This window comes from Microbacterium sp. DMC48 (genome assembly GCF_056313825.1).
Window position 1 is genome coordinate 72,113 of the sequence record NZ_JBQUZN010000004.1, and the last position, 12,685, is coordinate 84,797.

Here is a 12,685-nt window from a genome sequence, read left to right on the forward strand (position 1 = left end):
CACGCGCGCCAGGCCCGCGGCATCCCACCCCGCCATCAGCGCTTCACGCTCGATGCTCGTCAGCGATTCGGGCACCTCCACCCTGACCGCGCGCGGCGTCGGTGACTCACGGGTGAGCGCTTGCTCGATTCGTCCCGCGAACTCTGCGGCTTCCGCCGCGGTGGCGCCGAAGCTGCGTGCCAGAGGGACCAGCCCCGCGTCGGCGACGCCGTCGGCGAGGGCATCGAGGAGGCGCTCCTGCCACGGGAGCACGCCGTCGACGCGGATCGCCGGATCCGTGCCGAGTTGGAGGCTGGAAGGCGTGCGCCACAGCGGCGGGGACGAAGCGGCCAAGCGGAGCATGCCCCGATTCTGAGGCCCGACGCGCCCGCCTGCCGCGACTGTCCACAGACGCGGCACGGGACCCCGGAGAGATTCCGGCGGGGGAGGAGGCGCCGGCTCACACCGGCCGGGGATCCTCCGGACCGTCGTCATCGGTGGTGCGCGCCTCGGGTGCGCCTCCGCCCTGCTCCGCCTCTCCAGCCGCCTCCTCGGCCGCTTCGGCCAGCAGCGCGTCCAGCGCCTCGTCGAGAGCATCCCGTTCGGGGTCCTCGCCGCGTTCGTGGGCGACCAGACGTGCGACGAGCGCCTGCGGGTCGTCGATGTCACTCGCTCCCGGCATGAGGTCGGGGTAGTCCCAGAGGCGATCGCGCGCCTCGATGCCCACGGCATCCGTGACGGCCCGCCACATCGCCGCCGCTTCGCGCAGTCGTCGGGGGCGCAGTTCCAAGCCGACGAGGGAGGCCATCGCCTGTTCGGCGGGACCGCCCACCGCTCGGCGGCGACGCACCGCCTCGGCGATCTTCGCCGAGGCGGGAAGACGCGAGGTCGCATCGGCGGTCACGACCTCCACCCAGCCTTCGATGGTCGCCAGGAGGTTCTCGAGCCGGCCCAGCGCGGCCTCCTGCGCGGGCGTGCGTTGGGGAAGCAGCGCTCCGGACTCGAGAGCCGAGCGCAGTTCCTCCGGCGAGGACGGGTCGAAGCGTGATGCGAGGTCTTCGAGGGCCGTGGTGTCGACGTGGATGCCGCGGGCGAACTCGGTCACCTGGGTGATCACGTGCAGCCGCAGCCACCGGGCGTGGCGGAACAGGCGAGCGTGCGCCAGTTCGCGGGTGCCCAGATACAGGGCGAGCTGGTCATCGGTCACATCGAGATCGCGGGCGAAGTCGGCGAAGTTCTGCGGCAGGATCGCCGCGATGCCGTCGGGCATGACGGGAATGCCGACGTCACCGCCGGAAACCACCTCCTGCGACAGACGTCCGATGACGCCGCCGAGCTGAGCGGCGAACAGAGAGCCGCCCACGCGCCGCATGAACGTGCCCGCTCCGGCGACCAGCTGTCGCATCTCTTCCGGGGTCTGCTCGTCGATCGCGGCGGTGAGTGCCCCCGCGATCGAATCGGCGACGGGCTCGGCCAGCTCCTGCCAGACCGGAAGTGTCGCCTCGACCCACTGTCCGCGGGTCATGGCCTGCGCCGGGGCCGCGAGGTCGGAGATCGTCGTGGCTTCGCTCAGCCAGAGGGTCGCGAGGCTGAAAGCCTGGTCGAAGTCCTGACGATCGCCCGACGTGATGCCGAGCCCGTCCTTGTTCGCCAGGTGCAGCGCTTGTGTCTTCGCGGCGCTCCAGTCGATGCCGTCGTCGCTGCCGGTGGCGAAAGCGTGCTGCATCTGCGCCATCATCTGCTGCAGCATGGCGGGATCCACGCCCATGCGGGAGAGGCTCTCGAGCTGTTCGGGGTCGAGGCCTGCACCACCACCGCCGAGCAGGTTCCGCAGCAGTTCTTGGAATTCGTCCTCGGGGCGGTCGGGAGTCTCGTCAGCCATATCAGGCGCCTTTCAGCAGGCGGATATCGTCGCGTTCTACGCTAATGGCTGGACTTCCCCGCACGGCCGCCTCGGCCCGCCACGGAGGATGTCCCGTGTACGCCGATCGCGAACGATCGGCCGGGAGGATCTGCTGTGGCACTGTTCGACGAGGGCACGACGGTCGTGCCCGCTCGCCGCCGTCCGGTGTCTCGCCCCCTGCGCGTGGGCGTGTGGGCTCTTGCGGTCGCCTTGGTGGCGCTGCTCGCCCTCACGCTGCTGCCCACCAACTACGTCATTCAGCGTCCGGGGCCGGTCTTCAACACGCTGGGGTCGGCCCCCGACTCGTCGGGCGCCGACGTGCCGCTGATCACCGTGAAGGGCGCCCCGACCTACCCGACCTCCGGTGCACTGGACCTGCTGACGGTGCAGGTCGTCGGCAATCGCGAACGGACGCCGTCGTGGTTCGAGCTCGCTCTCGCCTGGTTCGACCCGGCGAAGGCGGTGCTCCCGTTGGACGACGTGTTCCCGCAGGGTCAGACGACCGAGCAACGCAACCAGGAGAGCGCGGTGATGATGGTCGACTCGCAGAAGGAGGCGACGGCTGCCGCTCTCACGCAGCTCGGCTACGACGTCAAGCCGATGGTCGAGGTCTACGCGCTCACCGACGACTCGGCGGCGCAGGGCATCCTCCAGAAGGGCGACATCATCCGCAGCGCGAACGGTCAGGCGATCACCGAGACCGATCAGCTGCGCACCATCATCAACGCCGGCGCGGGCGCTCCCGTTCGGCTCACGATCGACCGCTCCGGGGCCAGCGAGAACGTCGAGGTGACCCCGAAGCAGGCCACCGTGGACGGCAAGAGCACGTGGCTCGTGGGAATCTCGACCATGCACGACTACGACTTCCCGGTCGACGTCACCCTGCAGCTGAACAACGTCGGCGGGCCCAGCGCCGGCATGATGTTCGCCCTGGGCATCATCGACACGCTCAGCGACGGGAACCTCAACGGCGGCGAGCAGGTCGCCGGAACCGGCACGATCGATGCCGCCGGCACCGTCGGGCCCATCGGTGGGATCCGCCAGAAGATGTACGGGGCGGTGGGTGCCGGAGCGACCTACTTCCTCGCCCCCAAGGACAACTGCGACGAGGTGGTCGGACACGTCCCATCCGGTCTCCGGGTGTTCTCCGTCGCGACCCTGAAGGACTCGTTGCAGGTGCTGTCGACGATCCGCGACAAGGGTGACCTCGACGCGCTTCCGACCTGCCGCTGACCTCACGGCATCCTGGAAGGTTGCTCGGCATCCCTCCAGAATCACCCCACCTAGGATGGTGGTGTGACCACGACCTCAGCGCCGAACCAGGCCACGCCGAACCCCGTCCGTCGCGCGATCGCCATCACGCTCGCGGTCATCGCGGTCGTCGTCGTCGGCTTCTTCATCTTCGCGAGCCTCTACGCCGACTGGCTTTGGTACGACCAACTCGGGTTCTCGAGCGTGCTGTGGACGCAGTGGACGGCGCGCGTGATCATGTTCGTCGTCGGCTTCCTGGCGATGGCCGTGCCCGTGTTCATCGCGATCCAGCTCGCCTACCGACTGCGTCCGGTCTATGCCCGGCTGACGTCTCAGCTCGATCACTACCAGGAGGTCGTGGAGCCGCTTCGTCGGTTGGCGATGTGGGGGATCCCGGTGTTCTTCGGGTTCTTCGCGGGCTTCGCCGCCTCGGCGCAGTGGGAGACGGTCTGGCTGTGGTTCAATCGCGTCGATACCGGCGACCTGGACCCGCAGTTCCAGATGGACACCGGCTTCTACATGTTCTCGCTGCCGTTCTTCAGTTCGGTCCTCGGGTTCGCCTCGGCTGTGCTGCTCGTCTCGCTGCTGCTGTCGGCGCTCGTGGCGTATCTGTACGGGTCGGTGCGCATCGGGCAGCGCGAGCTGCGCATCTCGAAGGCCGCGCGCATCCAGCTCGCCGTCCTCGCCGGCCTCTACCTGCTCGTGCAGGGCGTGAGCATCTGGCTCGACCGCTACAAGACGCTGACGCAGCAGAGCGATCGCATCACCGGCGCCAGCTACGTCGACGACCACGCGGTCATCCCCGGCCTCACGATCATCGCCATCGCGGCCGCGATCGTCGCCGTTCTCTTCTTCGTGACGGCGATCATCGGCCGGTGGCGGTTCCCGCTGATCGGTGTGGGCCTTCTCGTCGTTTCGGCGCTGGTCGTCGGCGTCGCGTATCCGTGGGTCGTGACCAACCTGCAGGTGCGTCCCAACCAGGAGACCCTGGAGAGCCCGTACTACCAGCGCAACATCGACGCCACGAAGAAGGCGTACGGCATCGACGGCCTGACCAAGAGCGACTTCCAGGCGGTCACGAACGTCGCCCCCGGCCAGCTGCGCTCCGACGCCCAGACGACGGCGTCGATCCGCATCATGGACCCCGCCATCATCTCGCCCACGGTGCGCCAGATCGAGCAGTACCGCGCGTACTACCAGTTCACCAACCCGCTCGACGTCGATCGCTATCAGATCGACGGCAAGTCGCAGGACACCGTCGTCTCGGTGCGCGAGTTGAACATGGCCCAGCTCGGACAGGCCGCCTCCTGGTACAACTCGACGCTCGTCTACACCCACGGTTACGGCATGGTCGCGGCCAAGGGCAACGAGCGCACGGCCGACGGCAACCCCGTCTTCATCGAGCGCGGCATCCCGACCACGGGCGCGCTCACCACGAGCGAGAAGTACGAGCCGCGCATCTACTTCGGCGAGAACTCGCCGCCGTACTCGATCGTGGGTGCCCCGGAGGGGACACCCGACATCGAGCTGGACTACCCGCGGGGCACCGGTGACGCCGCCCAGACGAAGACGACGTTCCAGGGCAACGGCGGGCCGAACGTGGGCAACCCGTTCAACCGCCTGATCTACTCGTTGAAGTTCCAGTCGACCGACATCCTGCTCTCCGACGGCATCAACGCGGACTCGCAGATCCTCTACGATCGCGATCCGATCGACCGCGTGAACAAGGTCGCGCCGTACCTGGAGCTCGACAACGACCCGTACCCGTCGGTCGTCGACGGACGCATCGTCTGGATCGTCGACGGCTACACGCTGAGTGCCAACTACCCGTACTCGTCTATCGTGAGCCTTCGCGATGCGATCAGCGATACGACGAACACCACGCCGCGGGTGGCCCTCGACGACGTCAACTACATTCGCAACTCCGTCAAGGCCACCGTCGATGCGTATGACGGCAAGGTGACCCTGTACGCGTGGGACGACACCGATCCGCTGCTGAAGGCGTGGCAGAAGATCTACCCCTCGACGGTCAAGCCGCTGTCGGACATGAGCGCCGACCTCATGAGCCACGTGCGCTACCCGACGGACCTGTTCAAGGTGCAGCGCGCGATGCTGGGCACCTACCACGTCGACGACGCGGGCTCGTTCTACCAGCGCGACAACGCCTGGAAGACCCCGAACGATCCCACGCAGAAGAACCCGGTGCTCCAGCCGCCGTACTACCTGACGATGAAGATGCCGGGGCAGGATGCCGCGAGCTACTCCATGTTCACGACGTTCATCCCGGGCGGTGACGACACGCGCAACGTGTTGATGGGATACCTGTCGGTGGACTCGGATGCCGGAGCCACGGCGGGTGTCAAGGACCCGAACTACGGCAAGCTGCGCATGCTGGAGATCAACGCCGAGACACCCGTCCCCGGACCCGGACAGGTGCAGAACACGTTCGATGCCGATCCCAGCGTGTCGGCGTTCATCAACATCCTGAAACAGGGGCAGTCGGAGGTCATCAACGGCAACCTCCTCACGCTGCCGGTCGGTGGAGGACTGCTGTACGTCCAGCCGGTGTTCGTGCAGTCCTCCGGGTCGACGAAGCTCCCGACCCTGCAGAAGGTGCTGGTCGCCTTCGGCAACCAGGTGGCCTTCGAGAGCACGCTTCAGGATGCGCTCGACAAGCTGTTCGGCGGCGACTCGGGCGCGAGTGCCGGCGACGGCGACGTCACCCCGTCCGCGACACCGAGCCCGGCTCCGACCGACGGCTCGAGCTCCGGCTCGGGTGCGACCGGCGGCGGCACCGGGACGAGCGTCGAGTTCCAGGCGGCGCTCAAGGACGCCCAGCAGGCGATGATGGACCGGCAGAGCGCCCTGACGCAGGGCGATTGGGCCAAGTACGGCGAAGCCGACGCGCGGCTGACGGCGGCGCTGCAGAAGCTCATCCAGCTGGAGGGTCAGGGCTGAGACCCGGACGCGCATGATCCACGGCCCGGAGGCGGTGACGCCTCCGGGCCGTGTGCATGGGCGCGAGGATGCGCGCGGAGGGGTCAGCGGCTGAGCGCGTACCAGATGAGAAGCAGCGTGACCGCGAATCCGGTGAACTGGTTGAGCCACAGGAAGCGATCCCACCCGCGGGTGGCACGCTCGGCATCCTGGTCCGCGACGTTGCGGTACGGCCAGACGGTGACGATGTAGGGCAGCGCGAGGAGAGCCGCGAGCGGTCCCGGCCACGCGGTGCCGAACATCGCGACGCCGGCCGTCGCATACCCGGCGATGGCGAGGCGGACGGTGGTGCGGGCACCGAAGACCGTCGCGATGGACGAGATGTCGGCCTCTCGATCCGCCACGACGTCCTGCACGGCCCCGAAAGCGTGCGAGGCGATGCCCCAGAGGGCGAAGGCGACGATCACGGCGCTCAGCTGCCACGTCCACGTCGCGCCGGCCAGCACCAACCCGTACACGGCGGGGGAGAAGAAGTGGATGCTGCTGGTCACCGAGTCCGCGACGGGACGTTCTTTCAGACGAAGCGGCGGCGCGGAGTAGAAGACGACGAAGAAGAGGCTGATCGCGAGCACCAGCCAGGAGATGGGTGTGCCGACCAGCACGAGGTAGACGACGAACGGCAGGCACGACAGAGTGGCCGCCCAGAGCGTGATGGCGTGCAGGCGACGCTCGAGCACGGCGCCGTGGGCGCCACCCTTGCGGGGGTTGCGCAGATCGGACTCGTAGTCGAAGACATCGTTGATCCCGTACATCGCCAGGTTGTAGGGGATCAGGAAGAAGACGGTGCCGACGATGAGGGTCGCATCGATCCTTCCGGTCGTGAGGACGGTGGCCGCCGCGAAGGGGTAGGCCGTGTTGATCCAGCTGACGGGTCGAGACGAGAGGAGGAGCTGGCGGGCGGTGGCGGTCGCGGTCATCGTGCGGAATCCGTCTCGGTGTCGGTGGGGGAGGAGGGGTCGCGTCGAGGCGGGCGGAGGAGCTCGGCGACCGCGGGGACGGCGAAGGCGGCCACGATCGGATAGGACAGATCCTCGATGGGAGCCAGGCCCACACGGATGCCGCTGATGAGCGCGTCGGGATAGGTGAACAGGCCGGCGGCGATCATCGCGTTGTCGAAGATCACGGTGAGCACGACCAGAACCACAGCGGTGATCACGCTCGCCGTCAGTCGCATGCCGAGCCCTGGACGGCGAGCCGTCGCGGCGAAGGCGATCGCCCCGACGAGGGCGAACGGCGCGACGATCAGGGGATACGTCACGGCATCCTCCGCACTCGCCGTGCCCGTGCCGTCAGCGCGCGGATCGCTGCAGCATGCACCACGAGCGCCAGATAGCACAGGAAGGCGAGGAAGACGGGCTCTTCGACCGGAAGGTGCGGGGCCAGATCGATCCCCAGGAGATAGGGGCTCTCACCCTTGACGAACACGCCGGTGGCGATGCCGACGGCATCCCAGAGCAGGAAGAACGCCGTCGCGACGAGGACCGTGGCGATCGCGCGCCCGCGGCGGCGCTCGGCCGTTCGGGATGCCGGCCACAGGACGAGGCGAAAGCGTGCATCCAGCGCGATGATCCCGCCCAGCGACACCAGGAGGACGAGCAGATAGGCGCCGGGCATGTCAGTCGTCGCCGGCGCCGCGGCGGATGCTCCGTCCTGCTCCCACGCCGCTCGGCTCCGGGAGGCGGGCCGCTCCGTCGTCTCCACGAAGTCTCTTGACGACCAGCTCGGCCGAGATCAGGCACATCGGAAGGCCGATGCCGGGCAGCACGGAGGTGCCGGCATAGAGGAGCCCGTCGACCTTTCGTGACGCGTTCCGAGGTCGGAAGACGGCACTCTGGCCGAGCGTGTGCGCGAGTCCGAGGGCGCCGCCCCGCCACGCTCCCAGATCGGCTTCGAAGTCGGCCGGTGCGATGGTGCGCCGCACCCGGATGCGTGCGGCGAGGTCCGGGATGCCGGTCCATGCCGCGATCTGCGCGATGACGCGATCTGCGGCTGCCTCGATCAACGGCGCGCCTGCCCCGTCGACGCCGCCGTGCCCGAGTGACGGATCGGCGGGCATCGGAACGAGCACGAAGAGGTTCTCGCTGCCCGCCGGGGCGACCGATGGGTCCGTCGCCGAGGGGCGGCACACGTACAGGGAGGCAGGATCGGGAATCCGCGTGTCGCGGCCGAACACATCGCCGAAGTTCTTCTGCCAGTCCCGGGCGAACAGCAGGGTGTGGTGGGCCAGCTGCGGAAGCTCGCCCTCGACGCCGAGCAGCAGCAGAAGGGCGCCGGGTCCGGGGTTGCGCCGTCGCCACCACCGTTCCGGGTAGGTCTGCAGCGACTCCGGCAGCATCGTCGTCTCCGTCGCGTGCAGGTCTGCGGACGACACGACGATGTCGGCTTCGTGCACCGTGCCGTCGGCCAACCGGATGCCGATCGCGCGCGCATCGTGGGTGAGGATCTCCGCCACGGGCGACGCCGTGTGCACGGTGGCGCCCTGGGCCTCGGCCACGCGGGAGACGGCCGCGATCACCTCGGTGAAGCCGCCCTGTGGGTAGAGGACGCCCTCGTCCAGGTCGAGGTGGCTCATGAGGTGGTACAGGCTCGGCGCATCGTAGGGGGATGATCCGAGGAAGACCGCGGGGTAGCCCAGGATCTGGCGCAGGACGGGATCGGCGAAGCGCCGCGCGACGTGGTCGTTGAGCGATCGCGTGAGCAGGGGAGCGAGGCGAGGCAGCTGACCGGCCACGGCCGGGGCCCGCAGACCCTTCGTGGAGGCGTAGGTGTCGTAGAGGAACCGCGACACGGCGAGGTCGTACGCATCGTGGGCCGAATCGAGGTACTCGTCGAGACGTGCTCCGGCGCCCGGCTCGCGGCTCTCGAAGAGCTCCCGCGCCTGCGCGCGACCGGACACCACGTCGATCGGATCGCTGGGTGCGGCGCCGTTTGGCTCGGGATAGACGCGATAGGCGGGGGTCAACGGCACGAGATCGAGCTGCTCGGCCGCTGTGGTGCCGCACAGGCGGAAGAAGTGATCGAAGACCTCGGGCATGAGATACCAGCTCGGTCCCGTATCGAAGCGGAAGCCGTCGCGCTCCCACGAGCCCGCTCGACCGCCCAGCTCGGGGGAGGCCTCGTGGAGGTCGACTCTCCAGCCGTCGCGCGCGAGCAGGGCGGCGGTGGCGAGCCCTGAGATGCCTCCGCCGATGACGAGGGCCGTGCGGCTCATGCGGTGCTCCGTTTCGGGGGGCGGCCGGCGAGGGCACGGGCCGCGATGGTTGCTTTGACGGGGGTGGGCACGGAGACCCGCGCGGTCTCGTCGTCATCGCGCAGGCGGCGGGAGAGCTCCGCGAACAGGCCGTGTGCGGTGGTCACAGCGCGCCGGCAGTCGGCGGGCAGGTCGGCGATCGCCCGCGCGGCGGCATCCAAGTCGGCGTCGATGCGGTCGAGGACGGCGATGCGGTCTCGGTGTCCGTCCTGGAGGCCGAGGTAGTCGCGACCGAGGCGGTTCTCGTCGTCCGCGCGGTCGCGGAGGAAGTTCACGTCCTGGAAAGCGGCACCGAGGCGGCGGGCGCCGTCGACGAGAGCCGGATCGGCGATCAGCGGCGTGCTGCGACCGGCGTTGACGAAGATCTGCAGGCACATCAGACCGACGACCTCCGCCGACCCGTAGACGTAGGCGTCGTGCGATGCGTCGTCGTGCTGCGTGCGTGTGAGGTCGGTTCGCATGGAGGCGAAGAACGGCCGGATGAGATCATGACCGATCCCGCACTCGCGTGCCGCCAACGCGAACGCGTGGACGATGAGGTTGGTGCTGAAGCCCCGAGCCACCGCAGCGAGCGTCTCGGCCTCCAGCTCGTCCAGCAGCAGACGCTGGGTGGATGAGGGCAGACCCGTCGCCTCGGCGGCGCCGTCGACGACCTCGTCCGCCACTCGGACGAGCGCGTAGACGCTGCGCACATGCGTGCGCACGCGCGGACCGAGAAGGCGGCACGCCAGGGCGAAGGACGTCGAATAGGCCGTGATCACGGTCGCTGCCGCGTCTTGTGCGCAGCGGTCGTACGACGATCCGCCGCTCACGGGATGCGCTCCTCGATCGTGTTCGCGACCTCGGCCAGCAGTGCGACGACGGCAGGGGGCAGGGACGGCGATGCGGCGCGGGAACGTGCGCGGCGGAGGCGATCGTGAATGAGAGCGACCAGGTCGTCGCGGGCGCCGCTGGCTTCGAGTTCCCGCTGCGCGCGGCGCACGGCGATCGGGCCCGTGTGCGCGACGGCGAGGGCCGAGCTCACCCGCGGCCAGGCGGCGGTGTCGCGCGCGAGCGCGATCAGGGGAGTGCGCTTGGCCTCGCGAAGATCGGCGCCGGGGTCGCGGCCGGCTTGACGACGTGAGCCGAACGTTCCGATGAGGTCGTCGACCAGCTGGAAGGTGAGCCCGAGGTCGGCGGCGGCGAGGGAGAGCTGCGCCCGGGCGGCATCCGATGCCCCGGCCAGGACCGCTCCGGCCAGCAGCGGCGCTTCGAAGGAATAGGCGGCCGTCTTGTCGTGGGCGGCGCCCAGCAGCGCATCGGTCTCGGGATAGTCCGCACGCGCGGCGTGCTCGACATCGGCGAGTTCGCCGGATGCCGAGACGAGGATCGCGTCGTCCATGATCTGCAGAAGCGCGGCGCGTGCCGGTGCGTCGATGGCGACGGAGGCGACCAGCCGCGTGGCCTCGAACAGGAGGAGATCGCCGGCGAGCACGGCCGCGGCGTCGCCGACCGTTGCCGCCTGGTCCGCCGACGCTCCGAAGGAGTGGGCGCGCGTGCGGAATCGACCCGCGACGTTGGGAATGCCGCGTCGCTCCAGATCGCGATCGATGAGGTCGTCGTGCACGACGAAGGCGGTGTGCAGCAGTTCGAGGGCGGCGGCGACGTCCCAGACGGCCGCACCCGCCGTGTGGAGCGCGTCGGTCGATCCGCCGAATGCGCGATAGGCCGCGACGACCAGTGCCGGCCTCAGGCGTTTCCCGTCGGCGGCTGCCGCGGTCGTCGCGGCTGCAAGCGCACGGGCGCCATCGCCGAGGGGCGCGGCCCGCCGTTCGAGCCGCTCGAGGGCGCCATCGATCGCCGCGTCGATCCTTTGCCGCGCGTCGTCGTCGAGCAGCGTGATCACGAGGCTCTCCGAACGGTCGCTTCCTCGAAGACGCCGAGCTGTTCGGCCTGAAGCACCAGCCATGGGCTGAAGGCCCAGGGGGTCGCTCTCAACGAGACGGCCAGATCGGCCGGATCGACCCAGCGGGCCTCGGCGACCTCGAGGGGATTCAGCCGCGGCTCGTCGTCGACGATGGCGGTGTAGACCGGGCAGATCTCGTGCTCGACGATGCCGCTCGCGTCGACGGCGCGATAGCGGAAGAGCGGCAGCGCGAGCTGCACGTCGCGCAGTGTGAGACCGAGTTCTTGTTCCGCCCGGCGATGGACGGCGTCGATCACCGCCTCCGCGGGCCGGGGGTGGCCGCAGAACGAGTTGCTCCACACTCCCGGCCAGGTCTTCTTGTCGAGCGCTCGCCGGGTGACGAGGGTTTCGCCGCGCGAGTTGTACACGTGGCAGGAAAATGCCAGATGAAGGGCGGTATCGGTGCCGTGGACGCTCGCCTTCGGCGCCGTCCCGATCTCGTCCCCGTCGTCATCGAGCAGGACCACGTATTCTGTCGGGGACACGATCTTCTCCTTATTGCTAGTTTAGCTAGCGATTTTAAGGGATACTACCTTTCGAGTGAGGGGGGTGTCCAGCGTGACAGACCGGTGGATCCCAACGACGGAGCGCGACCAGCTCGTGCGCGAGGCGCTCGTCGCCGTGCGCTCCTTCAGCGATTCTATGGACCGCATGCACGGCGTGCTCCGCAGCGACATGGATATGAACGGCTCGGATTTGGCGGCCCTGCGCATGCTGATCGTCCGCGAGCAGCGAGGTGAGTGGGTGTCTCCGCACGAGATCGCACGACACCTCGCCATCTCCACCGCCTCGACGACGAAGCTTCTCGATCGCCTCGCCGAGCGGGGACACATCGAACGCCGTCCTCACCCGGCCGATCGGCGCGCCCGCATCGTCGTGCTCACCGACCGCGCCCGGAGCGAGTTCTATCGCCATCTCGGCGCGCGCATGGCGAAGATGCGCGATGTCATGGATGCCTACAGCGATGACGAGCTGCGTGCGATCGCCCGTTTCCTCGATGACATGGACGAGGCGATGGTCGACTGAATTCCGCCGCAGACGTAGAAACGAAGAAGGCGTCCCGATCGGGACGCCTTCTTCGTTGACCGGATGACACATCCGACCGATTGGTTGCGGGGACAGGATTTGAACCTGCGACCTCTGGGTTATGAGCCCAGCGAGCTACCGAGCTGCTCCACCCCGCGGCACAAGGAATAGCCTAACACGGGTTTTGCCCACCGGTGCACACCCGCCCGACGAGCCGGCGGTCGTTGCTCCGGGCACGGTGGTTCGGGAGGATGGGACGACCGCGTCACGCACACGCCCATCGCGACGGGATCGATATCGGGGCGCCCCAGTGATCACTCCCGAGAGGACACAA

Annotated in this window: 11 protein-coding genes and 1 tRNA gene; 3 read left to right on the forward strand and 9 right to left on the reverse strand. The window is 68.8% G+C overall.

Annotated features, from left to right (window positions below; translation table 11 throughout):
- Nucleotides 1-439 precede the first annotated feature (439 nt).
- Nucleotides 440-1,861, reverse strand: coding sequence for a zinc-dependent metalloprotease (locus ACT53O_RS05520; protein WP_112931295.1), 1,422 nt, complete (start codon nucleotides 1,859-1,861; stop codon nucleotides 440-442).
- A gap of 135 nt (nucleotides 1,862-1,996) precedes the next feature.
- Between ACT53O_RS05520 and ACT53O_RS05525 the strand changes: the two genes are divergently transcribed.
- Together ACT53O_RS05525 and ACT53O_RS05530 are read left to right on the forward strand one after the other, a co-directional pair.
- Nucleotides 1,997-3,115 (forward strand): YlbL family protein, encoded by a 1,119-nt coding sequence (locus ACT53O_RS05525; RefSeq protein ID WP_039415751.1) that lies wholly within the window; start codon nucleotides 1,997-1,999, stop codon nucleotides 3,113-3,115.
- A 63-nt stretch (nucleotides 3,116-3,178) separates the two neighbouring features.
- A complete protein-coding gene (locus ACT53O_RS05530) occupies nucleotides 3,179-6,091 on the forward strand; it encodes a UPF0182 family membrane protein (protein ID WP_135949052.1) in 2,913 nt (970 codons plus the stop codon).
- 83 nt (nucleotides 6,092-6,174) lie between these two features.
- Here the strand turns inward: ACT53O_RS05530 and ACT53O_RS05535 are convergent, their stop codons facing one another.
- From ACT53O_RS05535 to idi, 7 genes are read right to left on the reverse strand one after another with little or no spacing between them, the layout of a single operon-like run.
- Complete coding sequence (locus ACT53O_RS05535) at nucleotides 6,175-7,047, reverse strand: prenyltransferase (RefSeq protein ID WP_476151553.1); 873 nt, start codon at nucleotides 7,045-7,047, stop codon at nucleotides 6,175-6,177.
- The gene (locus ACT53O_RS05540; RefSeq protein WP_112931297.1) at nucleotides 7,044-7,388 is read right to left on the reverse strand and encodes a lycopene cyclase domain-containing protein; all 345 of its coding nucleotides are present in this window, start codon (nucleotides 7,386-7,388) and stop codon (nucleotides 7,044-7,046) included. The genes ACT53O_RS05535 and ACT53O_RS05540 overlap by 4 nt, the downstream gene beginning before the upstream one ends.
- A complete protein-coding gene (locus tag ACT53O_RS05545; protein ID WP_476151554.1) occupies nucleotides 7,385-7,744 on the reverse strand; it encodes a lycopene cyclase domain-containing protein in 360 nt (119 codons plus the stop codon). The genes ACT53O_RS05540 and ACT53O_RS05545 overlap by 4 nt, the downstream gene beginning before the upstream one ends.
- A gap of 1 nt (nucleotide 7,745) precedes the next feature.
- Nucleotides 7,746-9,341 carry a phytoene desaturase family protein gene (gene crtI, locus ACT53O_RS05550; protein WP_476151555.1) on the reverse strand — a complete coding sequence of 532 codons (1,596 nt, stop codon included), beginning with the start codon at nucleotides 9,339-9,341 and terminating at the stop codon, nucleotides 7,746-7,748.
- Nucleotides 9,338-10,192 (reverse strand): phytoene/squalene synthase family protein, encoded by an 855-nt coding sequence (locus ACT53O_RS05555; protein WP_039415737.1) that lies wholly within the window; start codon nucleotides 10,190-10,192, stop codon nucleotides 9,338-9,340. Before ACT53O_RS05555 ends, crtI begins: the two co-directional genes overlap by 4 nt.
- Nucleotides 10,189-11,265, reverse strand: a complete 1,077-nt coding sequence (locus ACT53O_RS05560; RefSeq protein WP_112931300.1) for a polyprenyl synthetase family protein — start codon at nucleotides 11,263-11,265, stop codon at nucleotides 10,189-10,191. Before ACT53O_RS05560 ends, ACT53O_RS05555 begins: the two co-directional genes overlap by 4 nt.
- Complete coding sequence (gene idi / locus ACT53O_RS05565) at nucleotides 11,262-11,810, reverse strand: isopentenyl-diphosphate Delta-isomerase (RefSeq protein ID WP_112931301.1); 549 nt, start codon at nucleotides 11,808-11,810, stop codon at nucleotides 11,262-11,264. Before idi ends, ACT53O_RS05560 begins: the two co-directional genes overlap by 4 nt.
- Before the next feature lie 73 nt (nucleotides 11,811-11,883).
- On the opposite strand from idi, the gene ACT53O_RS05570 reads away from it, so the two are divergent.
- Entirely contained in the window at nucleotides 11,884-12,351 is a 468-nt protein-coding gene (locus ACT53O_RS05570) for a MarR family winged helix-turn-helix transcriptional regulator (RefSeq protein ID WP_036318202.1), read from the forward strand.
- An 81-nt stretch (nucleotides 12,352-12,432) separates the two neighbouring features.
- Here ACT53O_RS05570 and ACT53O_RS05575 read toward each other — a convergent pair.
- A tRNA-Met gene (locus tag ACT53O_RS05575) sits at nucleotides 12,433-12,509 on the reverse strand.
- Nucleotides 12,510-12,685: the final 176 nt, after the last annotated feature.